At 58.8% G+C, this 21,559-nt stretch carries 22 protein-coding genes; 5 read left to right on the top strand and 17 right to left on the bottom strand.

What is annotated here, in order from left to right:
• Window positions 1-642 (top strand): sulfite exporter TauE/SafE family protein (locus ACXJJY_RS12420; protein WP_456388311.1); only part of this gene is annotated, 642 nt, incomplete at its 5' end.
• 45 nt (window positions 643-687) lie between these two features.
• Here ACXJJY_RS12420 and pgsA read toward each other — a convergent pair.
• The 16 genes from pgsA to argB all read right to left on the bottom strand — a co-directional run bounded on the left by pgsA (window position 688) and on the right by argB (window position 15,462).
• Complete coding sequence (gene pgsA / locus ACXJJY_RS12425) at window positions 688-1,251, bottom strand: CDP-diacylglycerol--glycerol-3-phosphate 3-phosphatidyltransferase (protein WP_456388313.1); 564 nt, start codon at window positions 1,249-1,251, stop codon at window positions 688-690.
• A gap of 4 nt (window positions 1,252-1,255) precedes the next feature.
• On the bottom strand, window positions 1,256-1,954 hold the full coding sequence (locus ACXJJY_RS12430) for a lytic transglycosylase domain-containing protein (protein WP_456388315.1): 699 nt from the start codon (window positions 1,952-1,954) through the stop codon (window positions 1,256-1,258).
• Between the two features lie 2 nt (window positions 1,955-1,956).
• Window positions 1,957-2,601, bottom strand: a complete 645-nt coding sequence (fsa, locus tag ACXJJY_RS12435; RefSeq protein ID WP_456388317.1) for a fructose-6-phosphate aldolase — start codon at window positions 2,599-2,601, stop codon at window positions 1,957-1,959.
• A 141-nt stretch (window positions 2,602-2,742) separates the two neighbouring features.
• Window positions 2,743-3,033, bottom strand: coding sequence for a YHS domain-containing protein (locus ACXJJY_RS12440; protein ID WP_456388319.1), 291 nt, complete (start codon window positions 3,031-3,033; stop codon window positions 2,743-2,745).
• Window positions 3,034-3,194: 161 nt separating this feature from the next.
• Window positions 3,195-3,698, bottom strand: coding sequence for a 2-amino-4-hydroxy-6-hydroxymethyldihydropteridine diphosphokinase (gene folK, locus ACXJJY_RS12445; RefSeq protein WP_456388321.1), 504 nt, complete (start codon window positions 3,696-3,698; stop codon window positions 3,195-3,197).
• Window positions 3,699-3,843: 145 nt separating this feature from the next.
• Complete coding sequence (gene dapB / locus ACXJJY_RS12450) at window positions 3,844-4,656, bottom strand: 4-hydroxy-tetrahydrodipicolinate reductase (protein ID WP_456388323.1); 813 nt, start codon at window positions 4,654-4,656, stop codon at window positions 3,844-3,846.
• Window positions 4,657-4,747: 91 nt separating this feature from the next.
• The gene (gene dapA, locus ACXJJY_RS12455) at window positions 4,748-5,632 is read right to left on the bottom strand and encodes a 4-hydroxy-tetrahydrodipicolinate synthase (RefSeq protein ID WP_456388325.1); all 885 of its coding nucleotides are present in this window, start codon (window positions 5,630-5,632) and stop codon (window positions 4,748-4,750) included.
• A gap of 44 nt (window positions 5,633-5,676) precedes the next feature.
• Entirely contained in the window at window positions 5,677-6,537 is an 861-nt protein-coding gene (gene dapF, locus ACXJJY_RS12460) for a diaminopimelate epimerase (RefSeq protein ID WP_456388327.1), read from the bottom strand.
• A complete protein-coding gene (gene lysA / locus ACXJJY_RS12465) occupies window positions 6,537-7,805 on the bottom strand; it encodes a diaminopimelate decarboxylase (protein WP_456388329.1) in 1,269 nt (422 codons plus the stop codon). Before lysA ends, dapF begins: the two co-directional genes overlap by 1 nt.
• A 3-nt stretch (window positions 7,806-7,808) precedes the next feature.
• Window positions 7,809-8,867 carry a fibronectin type III domain-containing protein gene (locus tag ACXJJY_RS12470; RefSeq protein WP_456388331.1) on the bottom strand — a complete coding sequence of 353 codons (1,059 nt, stop codon included), beginning with the start codon at window positions 8,865-8,867 and terminating at the stop codon, window positions 7,809-7,811.
• The gene (gene argH, locus ACXJJY_RS12475; protein ID WP_456388333.1) at window positions 8,867-10,291 is read right to left on the bottom strand and encodes an argininosuccinate lyase; all 1,425 of its coding nucleotides are present in this window, start codon (window positions 10,289-10,291) and stop codon (window positions 8,867-8,869) included. The genes ACXJJY_RS12470 and argH overlap by 1 nt, the downstream gene beginning before the upstream one ends.
• Window positions 10,292-10,387: 96 nt before the next feature.
• Window positions 10,388-11,584: an argininosuccinate synthase gene (locus ACXJJY_RS12480; RefSeq protein ID WP_456388335.1), complete on the bottom strand. Its 1,197-nt coding sequence runs from the start codon at window positions 11,582-11,584 to the stop codon at window positions 10,388-10,390.
• A 97-nt stretch (window positions 11,585-11,681) separates the two neighbouring features.
• On the bottom strand, window positions 11,682-12,593 hold the full coding sequence (gene argF, locus ACXJJY_RS12485) for an ornithine carbamoyltransferase (protein WP_456388337.1): 912 nt from the start codon (window positions 12,591-12,593) through the stop codon (window positions 11,682-11,684).
• Between the two features lie 219 nt (window positions 12,594-12,812).
• Complete coding sequence (locus ACXJJY_RS12490; RefSeq protein WP_456388339.1) at window positions 12,813-13,385, bottom strand: manganese efflux pump MntP; 573 nt, start codon at window positions 13,383-13,385, stop codon at window positions 12,813-12,815.
• Complete coding sequence (locus ACXJJY_RS12495; protein ID WP_456388341.1) at window positions 13,385-14,581, bottom strand: aspartate aminotransferase family protein; 1,197 nt, start codon at window positions 14,579-14,581, stop codon at window positions 13,385-13,387. Before ACXJJY_RS12495 ends, ACXJJY_RS12490 begins: the two co-directional genes overlap by 1 nt.
• A complete protein-coding gene (gene argB, locus ACXJJY_RS12500) occupies window positions 14,578-15,462 on the bottom strand; it encodes an acetylglutamate kinase (RefSeq protein ID WP_456388343.1) in 885 nt (294 codons plus the stop codon). Before argB ends, ACXJJY_RS12495 begins: the two co-directional genes overlap by 4 nt.
• Before the next feature lie 315 nt (window positions 15,463-15,777).
• Between argB and lptA the strand changes: the two genes are divergently transcribed.
• From lptA to ACXJJY_RS12520, 4 genes are read left to right on the top strand one after another with little or no spacing between them, the layout of a single operon-like run.
• A complete protein-coding gene (lptA, locus tag ACXJJY_RS12505; protein ID WP_456388345.1) occupies window positions 15,778-16,338 on the top strand; it encodes a lipopolysaccharide transport periplasmic protein LptA in 561 nt (186 codons plus the stop codon).
• Window positions 16,338-17,066 carry an LPS export ABC transporter ATP-binding protein gene (gene lptB, locus ACXJJY_RS12510; protein ID WP_456388347.1) on the top strand — a complete coding sequence of 243 codons (729 nt, stop codon included), beginning with the start codon at window positions 16,338-16,340 and terminating at the stop codon, window positions 17,064-17,066. The genes lptA and lptB overlap by 1 nt, the downstream gene beginning before the upstream one ends.
• A gap of 35 nt (window positions 17,067-17,101) precedes the next feature.
• Window positions 17,102-18,565, top strand: coding sequence for an RNA polymerase factor sigma-54 (gene rpoN, locus ACXJJY_RS12515; protein ID WP_456388349.1), 1,464 nt, complete (start codon window positions 17,102-17,104; stop codon window positions 18,563-18,565).
• Between the two features lie 11 nt (window positions 18,566-18,576).
• Complete coding sequence (locus ACXJJY_RS12520; RefSeq protein WP_456388351.1) at window positions 18,577-19,023, top strand: PTS sugar transporter subunit IIA; 447 nt, start codon at window positions 18,577-18,579, stop codon at window positions 19,021-19,023.
• A gap of 5 nt (window positions 19,024-19,028) precedes the next feature.
• Here the strand turns inward: ACXJJY_RS12520 and ACXJJY_RS12525 are convergent, their stop codons facing one another.
• Window positions 19,029-21,422, bottom strand: a complete 2,394-nt coding sequence (locus ACXJJY_RS12525) for an EAL domain-containing protein (RefSeq protein WP_456388353.1) — start codon at window positions 21,420-21,422, stop codon at window positions 19,029-19,031.
• Between the last annotated feature and the right edge of the window lie 137 nt (window positions 21,423-21,559).

Here is a 21,559-nt window from a genome sequence, read left to right on the forward strand (position 1 = left end):
GCCCTGGTGGCCATTCCCCTTCTCAGCCTGCTGATGGACGTCAAGACCGCTGTGCCGCTCTGCACCTTAAACGGTATGATCATCACCATGTATCTCGGCTGGCGGCTGCGGAATCATCTCCACTGGCACCGAATCTGGCCCCTGCTGCTGGGATCCCTTCCCGGTGTTCTGGCCGGGGTGACCCTGCTCAAAAAAGTTGACTCGGCAGCCATCCGCACCGGTATCGGCCTGCTTTTGATCTCTTACTCTGTCTTCAACCTCCTGGTCCGCCCCAGGCCGGTGAACCCGGGACGCTCCTGGGCCATACTGGCCGGTTTTCTTACCGGAGCCATTGGCGCGGCCTTCAGCGCCGGTGGACCGCCGGTCATCATTTATACATCCATGACCAGTTGGAAAAAAGATGTGATCAAGGCCACTCTCAGCGGTTTCTTTGTTCTCAATGGTGTGGTGACGGTGACGGTTCATGCTGCCAGCGGCATCACCACACGCACGGTTCTCGGATATTTCGCCGTTGCCGCGCCCTGCGTGCTCGCCGGCACCATTCTGGGCTCGCAGGTGTATGGCAGAATCCGGCGGGATACCTACATCCGGCTGATCTACTGCTTCCTGATCGCGATGGGCATTATGATGGTAACCGGATGAGCCGACAAAGCGGCCATGGGGGGACCGGCCAGGTCGGGCAACACCTCAATCGGCCGGGGCGAGGAAGATATTTTTCAGCTTGCGGAAATAGTCCACGCCGGACCAGATGGTCAGCAGCAGGGCCACATAGAGGATACCCAGCCCAACCTGGTGCAAGGCCGGGATGGGCAGCAGGTCGGCGGGGAAGATCAGGGTGGCGAGCCCCACATACTGGGTCACCGACTTGGCCTTGCCAAGGCCGGAGGCCGAGACCACGATACCGGCCGAGGCGGCGATTCCCCGCAGGCCGGTGATGATCATTTCCCGGCAGAGAATGACCAGGGCCAGCCAGGCCGGCAGCCGTTCCAGGGGGATGAGCATGATGAGCGCCGTGGCCACCAGAACCTTGTCGGCCAACGGATCCATGAGTTTGCCCAGCACAGTTTCCGCCTTGGTACGGCGGGCCACAAAGCCATCCACCCAGTCCGAGGCGGCGGCGATGACAAAGACCAGAAAGGACCAGAAAGCAAGCCCTGTGGTCTGCTCCAGCATCAGCATCATTGCCAGCACTCCGGAAAGAAAAAAACGGAGTGCGGTCACAACATTGGGAATATTGACAACCTGATTCACGGGCTCAGTTGACGGTTACCAGACGGCGGACGTTGATGGAGGTGGAAAGTACGGCTCCTTTCTGGTAGGACCGGTACAGATCTATCACCTTACGGACATAGGCCCTGGTCTCGGGAATACGGGGAATGTTCCCGTGGCGGGAAACCCTGCCCGGGCCGGCATTGTATGCAGCCAGACTCAGCGCCAGATCGCCGTGGTAGGCATCGAGCAGCTTGCGGAAATACCGGGTGCCGGCCCAGATATTCTGGGCCGCGTCAAAGGGATTTACCACCGCGAGTTCCCGCGCCGTGCCCGGCATGAGCTGCATAAGACCCTGGGCGCCGTTCGGGGACACTGCATAGGGATCGAAGTTGGACTCTGCCTTGATAATGGCCTTGATAAGGTGGGGATCGACCTGGTGTTCAAAGGCGGCCCGCCGGATGTGGCGCTCCAGATCACCGCCCGAGACCGTAATCTTACGTTTGCGCGGCTGTATCCTGTCCAGGGGCGCCTGGAGCAGGGACCGTTTCCCTGACACGGCCAGGGATGGACGGGCTGCCGATTCTTCACGCTGCACCAACCGATAGCGGCTGTCTGCCGGTACATTGGTATAGTGCCAGACACCGTTGTCATCCACGTAACCGTAGATGTCCGCCCTGGCCGGTGCGGTCAGCAAAAAGAGAAAACAGCCGCTCAGTGCGAAAAATCGAACGATGTAACTCACCCTTATTTCTGCCTCTTTTCCCAATCTGCGAGAAATTTCTCCATTCCGATATCGGTCAGCGGATGCTTGGCCAGCTGGGCAATGACCTTGTAGGGAATGGTGGCGATGTCTGCACCGATAAGGGCCGATTCCACCACATGCATGGGGCTGCGGATGGAGGCGACAATGATCTCCGTGGTGAAGCCGTAGTTCCTGAAGATGGTCAGAATGTCGCTGATCAGGTCCATACCGGCCTGGGAAATGTCATCAAGCCGGCCGACAAAGGGACTGACATACGTGGCACCCGCCTTGGCGGCCAACAGGGCCTGTGAAGAGGAAAAAACCAGGGTCACGTTGGTCTTGATTCCTTCGGCAGTCAACATCCGTACAGCCTTGAGGCCCTCTTCGATCATCGGGATCTTGATCACAATATTGTCTCCGAGCCGGGCCAGCTCCCGGGCTTCGGCAACCATGCCCCCGGCATCGAGGCTGATCACTTCGGCGCTCACGGGCCCGTCCACCAGGTCACAGATATCCTTGAGAATCTCCTCAAAGGGACGCTGTTCCCTGGCAACCAGCGAGGGGTTGGTTGTCACGCCGTCCACCATGCCAAGGTCCATGGCTTTTCTGATCTCGTTGATATTGGCTGTATCTATAAAAAATTTCACGTTGCTCCTCCGCACTTCCTTGTCAACGGCCCTGCCCCGCGCCGAGGTGGGGCCAGCTTGTTTTGTTCCTGAAAGAAAAATCTGTATCGGCTTTCCATGAATACCGCAGGACTCATGCCATTTCCTGCGCACAACAACCTGTCATGCATCGTCCCGTGGTGTTTCACTCCCTTCAACGAACCTGTCGCAGCAGGCCTCACTGCAGAAATACCAGGTTTTGCCCTGCTGCCGCAGGCGGACGGCCTGGTGCCTGGGTATCAGGGTATGACAGACCGGATCCTCAACCAGCACGTCCTGGACACCGGGTTCCTTTCCTGCCCGACCTTTCTTCCCTTGCTCGACCTGGCTGGAACCGGAGCTGCCCAGTCCGCGCAGCATACGGTACCCAATGTAAACAAGGATGGCCAGAACAACAAGCCGTACCGGACTCATACGGCCGCCCCCCCGGCCTCTGCCGCCAGGTCTTCCACCGGGCCTGGTATCATCAACTCACACATACGGTTATTATAGCCGCCAAATCATAAAAGGCTACCTTGAAAAAAGCTTGTTTTGTCCCGACCACCGTCTTGCTCCCTTTCAACTGCCGGTAACCTCTACCAGGAAATCCGCTCGACCAGGGGCTGGTCCGACCTGGCCCGCAACCGCTCGCAAAGGGTACGGATATCCAGGCCCAGGACTGGGTGAACTGTCCCGGGGGCGATCTCGACCAGGGGTTCGAGGACAAAACCGCGGACGTGCATCTGCGGATGGGGCAGAGTCAGCCGATCCGTGGAAAGGACCAGGTCACCATAGAGAAGGAGATCCAGGTCCAGGGTACGATCCTGGTGCCCGGCAAGCCGCTCCCGCCGGCGCCCGAAGAGGGCCTCGATCTCCAGCAGGAGGACGAGCAATTCATGGGCGGACAGCGACGTCCTGATCTGGGCAGCCGCATTGACAAACCAGTGCTCGCTCTCCATATCCACCGGCTCGCTCCGAAAAGGCGGGGAAAGGGCTACTGGCTCGATTCCGTCCCTGGAGACCATATCGTTCCAGGCATCCTGGAGAATCTGGCGGGAATCACCCAGGTTGGAGCCAAATCCTATACAGGCTGTGATCATCCTGATTTCCGTGATGAAAAAGTATCTTGAACCACCATGTCTTTTTTGCCCCCAAGATACAACTTCACAGCAAAGAACACCATCACGGATCCCATCAACAAAAAAGCCCGCCGCAGATGGCAGGCTTTCTCACCGGAGAAACAGATTAAAACTCGTTGAGACCCAGGACATCGAACATGGTGTACATGCCATTGGGCCGACCTGCCACCCAGGCCGCGGCCAGTGCCGCACCGCGGGCAAAGTTGTCGCGGCTGTGGGCCCGGTGGGTGATCTCGATCCGTTCACCGGCCCCGGCAAAATAGACCGTGTGTTCGCCGACAATATCCCCGGCCCGGATGGTCTGAATACCTATTTCCTCGTCGGTTCGCTCACCGATGATACCGTTACGCTCAAAAACGCCGACCCTGGCAAGATCACGACCCAGAGCACCGGCAGCCATTTCTCCAAGCTTCAGGGCTGTGCCCGAAGGGGCGTCTTTCTTCATCCGGTGATGAGCCTCGACGATCTCCACGTCATAGGCATCGCCCAGGATGGAGGCTGCCTTTTCGACCAGCTTGAACAAAACATTGACTCCCACGGCCATGTTGGGAGCCTGGACACAGGGAAAATGAGCCTCGGCCAACTCCCTGAGCGTGGCCAGATCCTCGGCCGACAACCCGGTGGTGCCGATGACCATGGCCCGGCCGTGCTCGGCCGCGGTGCTGGCAAAGCCCATGGTGGCCTTGTGGAAGGTAAAATCGATGATCACATCACCCTTGTCGATGACCGCGTCCAGGCCGGGTTCGATGGTAACTCCGGTGGTGCCGAACCCGCCATTCTCGCCCACATCCCGACCCACGGCCGGATTGTCGGGATGCTCGAAGGCTGCCGCCAGTTCAAGGTCCGGGTTCCGGGTCACCATGTAGCTGATCCGCTGCCCCATGCGGCCGGCTGCTCCGGCAACGATTACTTTTGTCATAACGTCTCTCTTGCGCGTACCTGATAATTTTCAGACTCCTGTTGCCCGTGCCACCACAGACAACCCGCAGCCTGTACCTCTCTGCCCCTTACTACAGCAAACCCACGCCCTGCATGGCCTTTTTCAGCACCTCGATGGACCCCTCGTCCATGGAAGTCATGGGCAGGCGGACCTCGCCGGACTTGATCCGACCCAGTATCTCCAGGGCCTTTTTAGCCGGCGCCGGACTCGGGTAGCAGAACATGGCACCCATGAGAGGAAAGAGATGGTAATGGAGCTCATTGGCCTTTTTGAGATCGCCGGCAAGAGCCGCTTCCATCAGCCTGGCCATGGCCCCAGGCATGACATTGGAAGTCACGGAAATAACACCCTTGCCACCAACCAGAACCGTGGGCATGGCTGTGAAATCATCTCCGGACAGGACTATGAAGTCCTTTGGGCAAAGGCGGATAATCTCTGACACCTGGTTGAGGCTGCCGCAGGCCTCCTTGATGCCGATGACGTTTGGCAGCTCGGCCAGCCGGGCAACAGTGGCCGGGGCCATGTTGGTCACTGTGCGGCCGGGTACGTTGTAGAGCACCATGGGGATGTCCACCGCCTCGGTGATGGCCTTGAAATGCTGATACAACCCTTCCTGGCTCGGCTTGTTGTAATAGGGTACCACCGACAGCACGGCATCGGCACCACTGGCCTTTGCCGACTCGGTCAGGTCGATGGCTTCCAGGGTGTTGTTGGCCCCGGTCCCGGCAATAACCGGTACCCGGCCGTTGACCGTCTTGACCGTAAGCTCGATCACCCGTTTATGTTCGTCGAAATCCAGAGTGGCGGATTCGCCGGTGGTTCCGCATGGGACGATACCGTGGATGCCGCTTTCAACCTGGAACTCGATAAGGTCGGCCAGTCCCTGTTCATCGACCTTGCCGTCCCGCATGGGAGTGACAATGGCGGTAATGGCTCCCTGGATATTCTTTTTCATCTGCTTCCTCCTGCAAATCAGAAACTCTGTGGGAAAGTAATAGGTTAGAGCAGAGCCTCGGCGTTCAGCTCTCCCCTGTATATCATATGGGCCGGGCCTTTGAGAAAAACATTTGAGGCCTGGTTGCCACTCTGAAGGTCGAAAACAATGGTCAACCGGTCACCGCCGGAGGTAATGATCTCCACCGGTGAAGCGGTCTCGCCAAGCATGGCGCTCACCAGGGCTGCGGCCGCAGCCCCGGTGCCACAGGCCATGGTCTCGTCTTCCACTCCACGTTCATAGGTCCGGACCTTGAAGGCCCCGTCTTCCTCCCGGTGGACAAAATTGACATTGGTCCCGGCCGGGGCGAACTCGGGATGGTGGCGAATCAGCGAACCAAGCCAGTTGACATCCATGGACTCGATATCATCGACAAAGACCACTGCGTGCGGCACTCCGGTATCAACGGAGTGAACCAGGATCTTTTCGTCTTCCACCTCGAGGCTCCGGTGGAGAACAGCCCGTCCCGGTTCCGTCATTTTCACCGACACATCGATATCCACCACCTCGGCCTCGATGATACCGGCCATGGTTTCAAACCGCATCCGGGCCGGGGCAATGGAGTGCATGAAGGCAAAACGGGCCGCGCACCTGGCCCCGTTACCGCACATCTCAGCCAGAGACCCGTCGGCATTATAAAATTGCCAGCGGAAATCCGCCACCTCCGACTCCTCGATCAGAATCAGACCGTCAGCTCCCACGGAAAATTTGCGGCGGCAAACCAGCCGGGCAAAGGCAGACTGGGCACCGGGATCGATCAGCGGCTTGCGGTGATCAATAATGATGAAATCATTGCCCGTACCGCTCATCTTGACAAAGGGCAAAGGCCGCCCGCCGGCCATGCTGCCATCCATTCCACGTTCCATCAGCTGCACTCCACGTTCACTTCCCCGACAAGCAGATCGTCATACTCCTCCCGTCGCCGGATCACATGGTACCGGTCTCCGCAGACCAGGACCTCGGCCGCCCGGGGCCGGGAGTTGTAGTTGGAAGCCATGGAAAAACCATAGGCCCCGCAGCTCATGATCGCCAGCAGATCTCCCTGGGCAACCCTTGGCAGGCGCCGATCCCGAGCCATGAAATCTCCAGTTTCGCAGATGGGCCCCACTATATCCACCACCTCTTCGCCGCCACCATCGCACCGGACCACAGGCTGGATCTCGTGATAGGCTCCGTACAGACTTGGCCGGGCAAGATCGTTCATGGCCGCGTCGACGATAACGAACCGCTTCTCCTCTTCCCCGCCGGTGTTGACCTTAGTGTACTGGACCTCGGTGACCAGGATGCCGGCATTGCCGGTAATCACCCGGCCCGGCTCGAGAACCAGCTTGACATCCATATCTCCAAGCTCGGATCGGACCGCCGCCGCATAGTCATGGGGATGGGGAGGAGTTTCATCGTCATACGTAATGCCGACCCCACCACCAAGATCAAGATACCTGATCTCGATTCCCCGTTCTTTCAGCCGGGTGACAAACATCTTGAGTTTGCGAAGCGCTTCAACAAACGGATCGATCTGGGTCAACTGAGAGCCGATATGACAGCTCACACCAAGGATCTCGATATTCTCCATCTTCCGGGCCCGCTCATACTCGGCCAGGGCCTCATCCACCGGGATACCGAACTTGTTCTTTGCCAGCCCGGTGGAAATGTAGGCATGGGTCTTCGGGTCCACGTCCGGGTTGACCCGGAAGGCCACCGGTGCAGTGGTTCCCAGTTCCGCGGCAACCCCCTGCAGCCGATCCAGCTCCTGGGCCGATTCGACGTTGAACATCAGGATACGGGCCAGCAGGGCCTCGCGCATCTCGGACCTGGTCTTTCCCACGCCGGAATAGATGATCCTGTCCGGGTCGATTCCGGCCTTGAGGCAACGGAACAGTTCGCCGCCCGAGACAATGTCGGCCCCGCCGCCAAGGCGACCAAACAGCCTGAGGATGGAGACGTTGGAGCAGGCCTTGACCGCGAAACAGGTCAGGTGCGGAAAGCCCTCAAACCCGGAGTCAAAGGCCTTGAAATGGTGCTCAAGGGTGGCGTGGCTGTAAAGATAAAAAGGGGTTCCGACCTCCCTGGCGATGCGCGGCACCCTAACGTCTTCGCAGTATAAGGTGTCGTCCCTGTATTCAAAATGGTGCATTTGTCAGTTCCTGATCATCACTTCTGGTGAGCTCACGCTCTCGTTGGCCGGCCTGGCCCCGTCAATACTTGATACCGAATAATACAGCCGCTGTCCCCGGTGAGGCGGAGTCCGGTCTACAAACATGGTGTAGGGGGCATTGACCTCGCCCACCAGCTCAGGAGCCCGATCCCCGGACAAGCGCCTGTAGACCCGGTAGCCCTTGAGATCCCGGTCCGGCACCGGCTCCCAGAACACCTTGATACCCTTGGAGGTGCGGATGGCCCGCACACCGGTCGGCGAGGACGGCGGAGTCCGGTCCACCGGACTGACCGCCACGTCCGCACTGGTGCCGCCACCCACAGCACTGCGTTCAAACCTTTCCAGGACCTGAACGCGATAGAAATATTTACGGCCATTGACCACATCCGTATCGACAAACCGGGTCTCCTTCACCGGCCCGTCCAGGGGTTCAAAGGTTCCACCGTCGGTGGACCGGTATACCTGGTACTCCACCGGACCGGTTGCCGGGCTGGAGTCGAGATGGGAGACCACCGGCTGCCAGGACAGGACGATACGACTGTCCTCGGCCCTCGCCCGCAGACCGGTCGGTGCCTTGAGCGGGATATGCCAGAGAAAGGAGACAATATTTGAATCGCCGGACTCGGCCCACCATCCACTGCGGGCCCGGACCTTGAAAAAATAGAGATGGCCGGGCCGCAACAGGGTGGATTCGAAGCGACCGGTTCTGCTGCCTTCGGCCGGGACCGCGCCACCGGGAACAAGGATGGGCTGGCCAAAGGGAATCGGGCAGGTGTCGCAATAGTCCTTTGCCGGCACCACGGCACGGTAGATGGCAAAGGAATCGATCTGCTCCAGTCGATCGCCGGTGACGGTCCTGGCGGGATAGGTCCAGCTCAGGGTGACGCCCTTTTCACTGAGCTGATAGCGCAGATCGGTCACCGGTTCCGGCATCACCTCGCCAGGCGGCACCGGATCTGTCTTGTAACCGCACCCGGACAGCAGGACCAGCAGAAACAGCACCATCCCCGCTACCATGCCTGATCGCCTGGTTGTATACATCACCCCATTCCCAGTTGCTGCTCTGCCCTTTCCAGGGCCTCTTCCACCCGTATCCGGGCAGTGCCCCCTTCGGAGACCCGGCTGTTGACCGAACCTTCCACCGAGAGCACCTCGAACACATCTTCTTCGATCAGGTCGGAGAACTGCCTGAGCTCGTCGAGCTCCAGCTCGTCAAGCTCCACACCCCGCTCCTGGCAGTGGGCCACGATCCGCCCGACCACGCCATGGGCCTGGCGAAACGGCATACTTTTCTTTACCAGGTAATCCGCCAGATCAGTGGCAGTCATGAAGCCGCCCCGGGTAGCTTCCGCCATCCGGTCGGTCCGGAAGGTGGTGTGATCAAGCAGTTCCGCGGTAATCGACAGGCTGGCCTTGACCGTATCCAGGGCATCAAAGAGCTGTTCCTTGTCCTCCTGCAGATCTCTGTTGTAGGTCATGGGCAGGCCCTTGACCGTCATCAGGAGCGCCACCAGTGCCCCGGCCACCCGGCCGGTCTTGCCGCGGATCAGCTCGGGAATATCGGGATTTTTCTTCTGCGGCATGATCGACGAACCGGTACAGTAGCGGTCGCCAATGTCGATGAACTCGAACTCCTTGCTCGACCAGAGCACCAGCTCCTCGGCCAGCCGACTCAGGTGGAGCTGGATCACGGTGAGACAAAACAGCATCTCCATGGCAAAATCCCGGTCGCCCGAGGTGTCCATTGAGTTGGCGGTGATCTCGTCAAAACCGAGTTCCCGGGCCACAAAACGCCGGTCGATGGGCAATCCGGTACCAGCCATGGCCGCAGCACCCAGCGGCATGACGGCAAGACGCCGGACACAGTCGGCCACCCGGCCGCGGTCGCGGCCAAACATTTCATGGTAGGCCAGCAGATGATGGGAGAGCAATACCGGCTGGGCCCGCTGCAGATGGGTATACCCGGGCATGACCGCGCCAAGATACCGGCGCGCGAGCCGGACAAAACTTTTCTGGACCCCGGCCAGCAGTTCATCCAGAACCCGGCCCTCGTCGCGCAGGTAAAGACGAATATCCAGGGCCACCTGGTCGTTGCGGCTCCTGGCCGTGTGCAGCTTTTCACCGGCAGCGCCGATCTTCTCGGTCAGGGCCTTTTCGATATTCATGTGAATATCTTCAAGCTCCGGCCGGAAGGCAAAACGACCCTGCTCGATCTCGGACTCGACCTCGGACAGACCCTGCAGGATGGCGTCCCGCTCCTGCCCGCTGATCAGTCCCTGCCTGGCCAGCATCCGGGCATGGGCCATGGACCCCTGGATGTCGTGGCGATAGAGACGCCAGTCGTAGCTGATCGACTCGGTGAAGGCCTCCACCGACGCCGCCGTGGTCCCGGCAAACCGGCCACCCCAGAGTTTTTTGTTTTTGTTGCTGTCTGCCTGGCCTGGTTGACCGTTGTCCTGTGCCATGTCTGTCTTTTTCGATCCCCCGGTGTGCCGGGGGGAGGGATATTCATGTTACGTCCGGCTACTGAGTGAATCAGCCAAAAAATCTCCGGAACAGGGTTACTTCCTGCTGAGCGCCTGGATCTGCAGTCGAAGCGAATTGAGTTTGATGAAGCCGGCCGCATCCGCCTGGTTGTAGACCTCGTCCTCTTCAAAGGTGGCAAAGGCCTCGTGGTAGAGGGAGTTGTCCGACTTGCGGCCAACAGGCATGCAGTTGCCCTTATAGAGCTTGAGCCGGACCACGCCATTGACCGTTTTCTGGGCCTCGTCCATGGTGGCCTGCAGGAGCCGCATCTCCGGCGAGAACCAGAACCCGTTGTAAATCAGCTCTGAATAGCGCGGAACAAGGGAGTCGCGAATATGCATGACCTCGCGGTCCAGGGTGATGGTCTCCAGATCGCGGTGGGCCGCCCGGAGAATAGTGCCGCCCGGGGTCTCGTACACTCCGCGGGACTTCATGCCGACAAAGCGGTTCTCCACCATGTCCAGCCGGCCGATACCATTGGCCCCGCCGAGCTCGTTGAGCCGGGTCATCATCTCCACCGGCCCGAGTCGCTCGCCGTCGATGGCCACCGGGTTGCCCTGCTCGAACTCAATCTCCACATAGGTGGGTTTGTCCGGTGCCTTTTCCGGCGAGACAGTGAGCTTGAACATATTCTCCTCGGGCTCGTTCCAGGGATTCTCCAGAATACCGCCCTCGAAGCTGATATGGAGCAGGTTCTCGTCCGAGCTGTAGGGCTTCTCCCTGGTGACCGGCACCGGGATGTTGTGCTTCTCGGCAAAGGCCAACAGCTTGTTGCGGGAATCCAGGTCCCAGATCCGCCAGGGGGCGATAATGGTCAGCCTCGGATTGAGGGCCAGGTACGTGAGCTCGAACCGGACCTGGTCGTTGCCCTTGCCCGTGGCCCCGTGACTCACTGCGTCGGCGCCCTCGGTCTCGGCGATCCGTACCTGTTCTTTGGCGATCACCGGTCGGGCCAGGGAAGTGCCCAGCAGGTAGGAGCCTTCGTAGATGGCATTGGCCCTGAAGGCCGGAAAGATGTAATCGCGGACAAATTCCTCCCGCAGGTCCGAAATGACAACCTTCTCCGCCCCCGTGGCCAGACCCTTTTCCCGGACAGCGTCCCAATCCTCCTGCTGGCCCACGTCGGCGGCAAAGGCGATGACCGGACACTGATATTTCTCTTCCAGCCACTTGAGAATGACCGAAGTATCCAGGCCGCCGGAATATGCTAAAACTATCTTGCTTACTGCCATGTCTTTTTTTCAGACTCCAAGGTTGGTATTGATCCTGTTACACTGCCGCCGCAATGACCACTCCTCCGCGTTCCACCGGTGGCCCTAAAAAAGCGGTTCAGGCGAGAAAGGCCTCCAGGATGGCCTTGTGGATGTGCATCTTGTTTTCCGCCTGGTCAAAGGCCACACACTGCTCCCCCTCCAGGACCTCTTCTGTGATCTCCTCGCCCCGATGGGCGGGCAGGCAATGAAGTACTATGGCGTCATCGGCGGCCTGCGCCAAAAGAGCCCGGTCGAGCTGGTATGGCTGAAAGATCGCCAACCGCGCCTCCTGTTCCGCCTCCTGGCCCATAGAGGCCCAAACGTCCACGTTGATCACATCGGCATTACGGACCGCTTCGGCCGGATCACGGACCACGGTTATGGGCTGCGAGGCCCGGGCCATGGCAGCGGCCAGGATATCCCGATCCGGCTCATACCCTTCCGGACAGGCCAGGGTCAGGGGAAAACCGAGCACCGAAGCCGCCTCGATCCAGGAGTTGGCCATGTTGTTGCCATCTCCCACCCAGGCGATCTTCAACCTGTCCGGCTCACCCTTTTTCTCTATCACCGTCATGATATCGCTGAGAATCTGGCAGGGGTGGTGCTTGTCGGTCAGGGCGTTGATCACCGGTACACCGGAATACCTGGCCAGCTCTTCGACCACTTCCTGACCGAAAGTGCGAACCACCAACCCGTTCACGTAACGGCTCAGAACCCTGGCCGTGTCCTTGAGGGGCTCACCCCGGCCAAGCTGGGAATCGGCGGCGGACATGAAGATTACCTGGCCGCCGAGACCGTACATGGCCGCCTCGAAGGAGACCCTGGTACGGGTGGAAGGTTTTTCAAACAGCAGGCAGACTGTCCTGCCGGCGAGCTGATCGTGGCGGATGCCCCGGGCCGCTTCCTCTTTGAGGACCAGGGCCCGGTCGATGAAGGACCGCAGCCTTGCAGCGTCAAAATCCTTAAGTGCCAACAGATGATTGTTCATGATATCGTTCCCTTTTACCAGGTCAAGCCCAGACTGAACCTGCGCTGGAACGAATCGCTGCCTGGCGCATTTTCTGCTGGGCCGAAAACTACAATTGATACAAAAAAAGGATGATTTTGCAAAGAAATTTCATCGTCAGGGGCGACGAAACCGACATGGATGAACCATATTGAGGTTCTTTCCGCCGCAACAGACCATGAAAATCGCTCAATTCAGGTATCAGTTAAAAGCCGGATGAAGATGAGAAAAGAGAATCCTGAACCCGATCCCGACCAGAATCAACCCTCCCAGGACCTCCACCTTCCGGCCCCATATCGAACCGAAACGAGCCCCCAGGAGCACCCCGGTCACGCACCAGGCAGTGGTGACCACAGCGATGGTCAGAGCGGGGATCCAGATGGTGACCGAGATCAGAGCCAGGGTGAGCCCCACGGCAAAAGCATCGACAGAGGTGGCAAACGCCAGCATGACAAGGGTTAAACCGCGGCTGGGATCAACGCTGGAAGCCTCGTCCTCGCCGGGACGCAGGGCTTCCAGGATCATCCGGCCGCCGATGAGCAGCAGGAGGCCAAATGCGATCCAGTGATCCCAATGGGCAATGAACCCGGCGATGGACAGGCCGGCCAGGTAGCCGCCAATGGGCATCAGCCCCTGAAACAGGCCAAAATGGAATGAAAGGCGGAACAGTTGACGCCTTGAAACAGGCCGCAGAAGAGCTCCGGCGGCCATGGACACGGCAAAGGCGTCCATGGCCAGGGCCGTCGCCAGGGCCAGGAGCGAAAACCAGCCCATCAGCAACCGTCCAGCACCTCGACCAGGCGATCGACCAGCAGGTCGATGTCTTTGGTATCGACAATCAGGGGCGGGATAAAGCGCAGGACCCGGCCACCGGCAAAGTTGATCAGCACACCACGGGCGAAGAGCTGGTTGACGATCTCCATGCCCAGACCGCATCCCTTCTCGGTCAACACCAGCCCCAACAGCAGTCCCCGGCCCCTGACCCCGGTAGCCAGGTGCGGAAAACGGGCGGCGACTTCTTCCAGGCGCTCAGAGAAATATGCCGAGCGCTCCCGGACCTGCTCCAGGAAACCGGGGGTCAGCATGGTCTTGAGCACGGCCACCGCGCCGGCGGCTGCCACCGGGTTACCGCCGAAGGTGGAAGCATGGGTGCCCACACCCAGCGAGGCGGCGATATCGTCGGTGGTCAACATGGCACCGATGGGCAGGCCATTACCCAGGGCCTTGGCCAGGGTCATGATGTCCGGGGTCACCCCGAGCTGTTCATAGGCAAACAGGGTCCCGGTCCTGCCCATTCCGGTCTGGACTTCGTCAAAAATAAGCAACAGGTTGTATTTGTCGCAGAGTTCGCGGATCGCCAGAAGGTATTCTTTCTCCAGCGGCCGAACCCCGGACTCCCCCTGGAGCGGTTCACAGAGGATCGCACATGTTTTGTCGGTGATCAGCTCTTCCAGGGCGGCAGGGTCTCCAAACCCGGCATGGATGAATCCTTCCGGCAAGGGTTCGAATCCCTGATGAAATTTAGGCTGGCCGGTAGCTGCCACCGTGGCCAGGGTCCGGCCGTGGAACGAGCCGGACAGGGAGATGATCTGAAAGCGGTTCTCGCCGGCATGGATCCGGGCCAGCTTGATGGCCGCCTCGTTGGCCTCGGCCCCGGAGTTGGCCATGAACACCCGGTCGGCAAAGGAGTTGTGCGTGAGCAGCTCGGCCAGCTCTATCTGTGACCTGGTATGAAAGAGGTTGGAAACGTGCATCAACTCCCCGGCCTGACGACAGACCGCCTCGGTCACCGCCGGATGGCAGTGCCCCAGCGAACAGACCGCAATTCCGGCCAGGAAATCCAGGTATTCTCTGCCGTCAGCGTCCCAGAGCCGGCAGCCCCTGCCCCTGACCATTGCCGCTGGAAACCTGCTGTATGTAGCTACAAACACCCGCTCTCCCCGTTTGATGTATTCCGCATTGCCTGTCACTGTACTATCTCCGTACCTATCCCCTCGTGGGTGAACATTTCCAGCAGAATGGCATGCTCCTGCCGGCCGTCGACAATATGCGCCTTGGTGACCCCTCCTTCAAGGGCCGCGCGGCAGCAGCGCACCTTGGGAATCATTCCGCCCTGAATCACTCCGTCGGCTATAAGCTGTTCCACCGCATCCCTGGATATGGATGAAAGAAGGCGGCCGTCCGCGTCCTTGACCCCTTCCACGTCGGTGAGCAGGATCAGCTTGACCGCGTTCAGCCTGGCGGCAATAGCGCCGGCCACCAGGTCGGCGTTGATATTGTATGCCTGGCCGTCCTCACCAACCCCCACCGGGGCGATGACCGGGATGAAGTCCTGCTCGTCCAGGGTCCGCAGGACCTCGGGATTGACCCGGGTCACCTCGCCCACCCGGCCAAGATCGATGAGTTCGGGCGGGGCGTTTTCCACCTCGGGCCTGGAGAGCAGGGTCATCTTGCGGGCCTGAACCAGATCACCGTCCCGGCCCGAAAGCCCCACAGCCCGGCCGCCACAGTGATTGATCAGGCCGACGATCTCCTTGTTCACCTTGCCCACCAGAACCATCTCCACCACATCCATGGTTTCGCCGTCGGTCACCCGCATGCCCTGGATATAACTGGGCTTTATCCTCATTTTCTCCAAAAAAAGATTGATTTGCGGACCACCGCCGTGCACAATCACCGGATTGAGCCCGATATACTTCATAAGGATCACATCCAGGGCGAAGTTTTTTTTCAACTCCTCATCGACCATGGCGTGACCGCCATACTTGATGACCACTGTCTTCTGGTTGAACTCACGGATATAGGGCAGGGCCTCGATGAGGACCTTGGCCCGGGCAAGGGACTGCTGCATATCTGCACTCCATGATTTAAAGTGGAACAATCGCAGGCGTGCGAAAAACAAAAACGAATAACCTTTGTCGCACAACCAGTTCGACATTCAGAAATTTTCCGGCACCACGGCCTGCCTCGCGGCCGTCACCGTTTTGTAAAAAGATACATACTAACCCTGCGGCAAAGAGCTGTAAACAACTGTCTGCCCATACCCGATCAACCCGCCTGTCGGTGGAAGCTCTTTACATTTTTTCCGCCAGCAGGTACTATCCTGCTAATCCCTGCAAAAAACAAACCGGCCTTGAGGCTGAACATTTTTTTCCGGAGCGCAGCAATGTTCGGGTTACCACGGTCAGCGCTGAAACCGTTGCTGGCCATAGTCATTACCAGTTTCATCCTCGCAGCAGCGCCTTTTCTTTCCGCAGCGACCACAACAGCCCCGGAGCCCATCCATGTGGAAGCGGACCGGATGGTCTCCCAGGAGAAGGACAGTTCCGTGGTCTTCATGGGCAACGTGGAGGCGCGCCAGGGTGACCTGGTTATCCGGGCCGACGAGATGACCGTCTTCTACACCCCGGGCAAGGACAGGGAAGCCCCCGGTTCGAGCCAGGTACACAGGCTGGTCTGCCGGGGCAACGTGGAAATCACCAGGGATGACTGGCTTGGCACCGGAAGACGGATGGATTACCTTGCCGATGAACGCAAGGTGGTGCTCATCGGTGATGCCAAAGCCTGGCAGGGCCGAAACATGGTGGCTGGCAAGACCATCACCTATTACCTTGACGAGGGCCGTTCCATCGTCGAACAGGACAAGACAAAGACCGGCGGCCGGGTCAGGGCGGTCATCCATCCGGAAGCAACCAAAAAAAAGAAACAGAAGCAGAAAACCCCCTGATGGACGAGGTAATCCTTGAAACCAGGGGACTGGTCAAGCAGTACCGCGAGCGAAAGGTGGTGGACCGGGTGAACCTCCAGGTCCGAAGTTCCTCCATCGTGGGGTTGCTCGGACCCAACGGAGCCGGCAAGACGACCACCTTTTACTCCCTGGTCGGCTTTATCCGCCCTACCGAAGGCGCCATCTACCTGGACAGCGAAGAGATAACCCATCTCCCCATCCACCAGCGAGCCCGGCGTGGGATCACCTACCTGGCCCAGGAACCGTCGGTGTTCAGGAAGCTGACAGTGGAGGAAAACGTCCGCATCGTGCTCGAGGCCCTGGGGTTGCCGCCCCACGAGGTATCCGGCCGGATCAACGAGCTGCTGGCCGAACTGAAAATCGAGTACCTCAGGGACAACAAGGGCCACGCCCTTTCCGGCGGCGAACGGCGCCGGGTGGAGATCATGCGGGCCCTGGCCACCAGGCCCAGGTTCATCCTTCTGGACGAACCCTTTGCCGGTGTCGACCCTCTCTCGGTGGCCGACCTGCAGCAGATCATCCGCGAACTCAAGAACAAGGGCCTCGGGGTGCTGATTTCGGACCACAACGTCCGCGAGACCCTCCAGGTCTGTGACTTTGCCTATATCATGAATGCAGGCCAGATCCTGACCAGCGGAGTAGCGGAAGATATCATTGAAAGTGAAGTGGCCCGGAAGATGTATCTCGGTGAACATTTCCACATGTAGAAAACTCAGGAAACGAAGAAAATAAACGGTTAACCATGGTACTTGAGCTCAGACAGCAACTCAAACTCGCCCAGAAGCTGGTCATGACGCCCCAGCTGCGCCAGGCCATCAAGCTGCTGCAGCTCAACCGCATGGAACTCACCGATGCCCTGCAGGCGGAAATTGAACAGAATCCGCTGCTGGAAGAGGCCATAGACACGGAGGAGAAGGTGCAGCACCCCGAGGCGCTTGCTGCCGAGGAGGTCAAGGAGGTGCCCGAGCCCGTCGTCACCGAACAGGTGGCCGGTGACGACCCGGCCAAGGTGGCGGAGATCAACTGGGAAGACTATGCCAACAACTTCGATACCGCCGATTTCTCTTTTGCCCGCGAAACCCCGCCGGCAGACGCCCCGTCCCAGTTCGATTTCATTTCCGCCAAGCCTGGTCTGGACTCCCACCTGCAATGGCAGCTCTCTCACCTCGACCTGTCGGAAAAGGACCTGGAAATCGCTCAGTTCATCATCGGCAACCTCAACCACCACGGCTTCCTGGAAGCCGATATCGAGGACATCTGCCGCCATGCCCACTGCGACGAGGAAACCGCCCAGGGCATGCTGAACCTGATCCAACACCTGGATCCGCCGGGGATCGCGGCCCGCGACATCAGGGAATCACTTCTCCTCCAGCTGGAATACGAGGATTACGAGGAGGACGATCTCCCCTGCATCATTGTCCGTGACCACCTCAACCTGCTTCAGACCAGGAATTATTCCGTCCTGGCAAGAAAGCTTGGCCAACCCGTGCGCAAGGTCGAGGCCGCGGTCAAGGTCATCACCCGCCTGACCCCCTATCCCGGCAATGAATTCGCCAACGACCAGACCAACTACGTGGTCCCGGACGTATATGTCTACAAAATCGACGACGAGTTTGTCATCCAGCTCAACGACGAGGGGCTCCCCCACCTGCAGCTCTCGGCCGAATACCAGAAGCTGCTGGCCGAGAAAAAAGCGCTTAATCCCCAATCTCGCGGCTACCTGCGCGAAAAGAAACGTAATGCTGAATGGTTCATCAAATCCATCCAGCAGCGCCAGCGGACCATCTACAAGGTCATGGAGAGCCTGCTACGCTTCCAGCGGGACTTTTTCGAAAAAGGGCCGGGCCATCTCAAGCCGCTTATCCTGCGGGATGTGGCCGAGGATATCGGCATGCACGAATCCACGGTCAGCCGGGTAACGTCCAACAAGTATGCCCATACTCCCCAGGGCATCTATGAACTGAAGTATTTCTTTTCCACGGCCGTATCCACCACCAGCGGCGACACCGTGGCCGCCGAGTCGATCAAGAACCGGATCCGGCAGCTCATCCATAACGAAGATCCGGCCAAACCACTCAGCGACAATAAAATTTCCCAGCTCCTGGCCGAGGAGGGAATTAAAGTTGCCCGCCGCACTGTGGCCAAATACCGCGATCAACTCAAAATCATGCCGGTCAAGCACCGACGCAAGGCGCGCACCGGATGAGAGGAGGATCCATGCTGGAGATACAGGAACAATGCGTGCTCCTCGACATTGAAGCCACAAGCAAAGAGGGGGTGCTCCGGGAGCTGACCGCTGCCGTGCAGGAGTACTGCCCCGCTGTTGATCAGGAGACCCTGCTGGATATTCTGCTGGAACGGGAACATGTGGGGTCCACGGGCGTGGGAAACGGGGTGGCCATTCCCCATGGCAAGGTGCCGGACCTGGACAACATTCTGCTCTGCTTCGGCAGCAGCCGCAATGGTATCAGCTTCGATGCGGTGGACAACCAGCCGGTCCACCTCTTTGTGATGATCCTGTCTCCGGAATCCATGGCCGAAGAGTACCTGCAAACCCTGGGTCAGGTCAGCCGGCTGCTGAAAAACCCGGAGACCCGCAGTCGGCTTATGCGGGCCGAGGACTGCCGGGCCATACAGCAAATCTTCTCGCAGGACCCGGAGTAAAGTCCTCAACCACCGCTGAGGATGTCAATGGCGGGCAGGGGCTCGCTGAAGTAGAACCCCTGCAGGTAATCAATGCCCATTTCCCGGGCGACCCTGGCCGTTTTCTCGTCAAAGACAAACTCCGCCACTGTCTGAATTCCGATTTCCCGGGCGACCATGACAATGGTCTGGGCAATGGTCGCTGAAACCTCGTCCTCGCATATCTTGCGAATAATGGAGCCATCGATCTTGAGGAAATCCACGTTAAGGTTGAGCAGCCGCTCGTAATTGGAATAGCCTGTACCGAAATCGTCAATGGCGATCCGGCTGCCGAACCGCTTGACATCATGGATGAATTCCTTGATCTGCTCGAAATTCTCCAGTCCTTCGGTTTCCAGGATCTCAAAGATCACCCGCCTGGCAAGCGGGGTTTCGAGCAGTTTTTCCCGGATATACTCCACCACCGAGATGTCCATGATGTCTTCACTGGACAGGTTGATGGAAAAATCAAACTCGTTGTGGGCAAAGACATTGGCCGCCTGATCGATGACCGCCCGGGTAATTTTTGGGTAGATACGGGCCTTCTTGGCGATATCAAGGAAAAAATAGGGCGACACCACGTTCCCGTCGCGCTCGATGAGCCGGACCAGGCACTCATACTTGGTTATTTTGCCGGTGCGGGCATCGACAATTCCCTGGTAATAGGGCACGATTCGTCCTTCGTGCAGGGCATCCTGCAGTTTGCGGCCCCACGAGTAGTTCTTGGCCAGCTCCTTCTTGATATCACCGCTCTCTTCGATGATCTCCACGAAACTGCGATTGCGCTTGGCCTGTTTCAGGGCGATATCGGCCTCGATGAGCGGATTCTTCTGGCGGTACGCTATACCGCAGGTGATCTGGACCGTAATTTCATGCTCGTCCACCACAAACGGCTGGCCGCTGACCGCTTCCATGATTCGATAGCAGAGCTGTTCCAGGTCTTCCGGTCGACAGTAACCGTGGTGGAGGATGGCGAGCTGATCGCCGTAAAATCTGTACATGACCAGGTCAGGATTCTTGTCGATCACCTGCGCCACCCGGTCAGCCAGCTCCTGAACCACCCGGTCTCCGACGTCGATTCCGTAAAAATCGTTGATATCGCTGAAATGATGGATATCGACCATCAACAGGGAAGGACGGTCGTATCTCTTCAAGTCCTGGATCAGTTTGTATCGGTTGGGCAGGCCGGTGAGTTTGTCGAAATTGAGCAACCGCTGAAGCTGCTGCCTTTTTTCGATCAGTTCGTTGACATTGACCCGGGCCCCTATGTATTCAACAATATGACCGTCGATATCGAAAATCGGGCAGATGGTGGCTGAATTCCAGCTGGTGGACCCATCCTTGCACCGGTTGGGAAAGACCCCTTTCCAGGTCTTGCCGCTCTGGATGGTCTTCCACATGTCGGCAAAAACCTTTTTCGGGACATCGGGATGACGGAGCATGGAGTGGGGCTTGCCAAGCAGTTCCTCACGGCTGTAACCGGTCTGTTCACAGAGCTTGTCATTGACGTAGGTGATATTTCCCTCCAGGTCGCTCTTCGAGACTATGGAGCTCTCGTCAAGCACCCGCTTGTACTCTTCGAGCAGCTTCACCTTCTCCCTGAGTTCCCGGGTTTTGCTGTCCACCTTTTCCTGCAGGAGCCTGGTATACTGCAAGTCTTTCCTGCGAATCCGGCACAGCAGAACACCAATGACCCCCATGGCCAGCAAACCGAGAACAAGGGTGGAGCCGGCGGCGCGGAGAAAAAAACCGCGCATCAACTCGTCATGGACCTTGTGACGGCTGATGGAAATCGAGGTTATGCCGAGCAGGTCCCCTTCCTCATGGCCGTATCCGGTGGCATAGGTATCCCTGATGTATGCCGGCGCATCCTCTTTGTTTCCGTGGCACTGCAGGCACATCGTGCTGGCCCGGGCAGGAAAGGCGTACACGAACAGATCATCGTCTTCATCGCCGGGGCCAGGATAAACTTTTGCAAACTCTTCGGCCTCGGGGTTGGCCCGGAAATACTCCAGGGCCTCGAGCTGGTACCCTGAGGCCAAGTTGTCCTGGTTGCGCGGCCTGTCGCTGACCATGCCGATGGACATGCGGTGGCCGGCCTGGCGGTTGAACATGCTTGAGATCTCCCTGGTGCCGATGGCCGGCACCAGCAGGGATGTGGCACTGGTGAGGGTAATGGAATCGCTGGCAAGGCAGCGGTAATAGGTGGTCTGGTAGGCGGTCAGCAGCTCGCGGACACTGCGGGCGCTGTCCAGGTGTACCTCCATTTCAAAATCACTGATATGACGGTATTCTGAATAGATCTTGACTGCCAGGAAAATGCAGACGACCAGGCAGAGCAAAAGCAGGAGATTGACAGGCTTGGGAATTTTCCGGTTCATAGCCAAAGAATAGCACCTGGCAGAATAAAATCAAGCAGGATAGAGTCCAGCGGCATGAACATCTGTTTTCTTTTTCCATTCATGAAAAATTTTGGGGCCCAGGAAGAAAAAGCCCCCTGCCATGCCCAGGCAAGGCC

The organism is Desulfolithobacter sp., assembly GCF_054025815.1.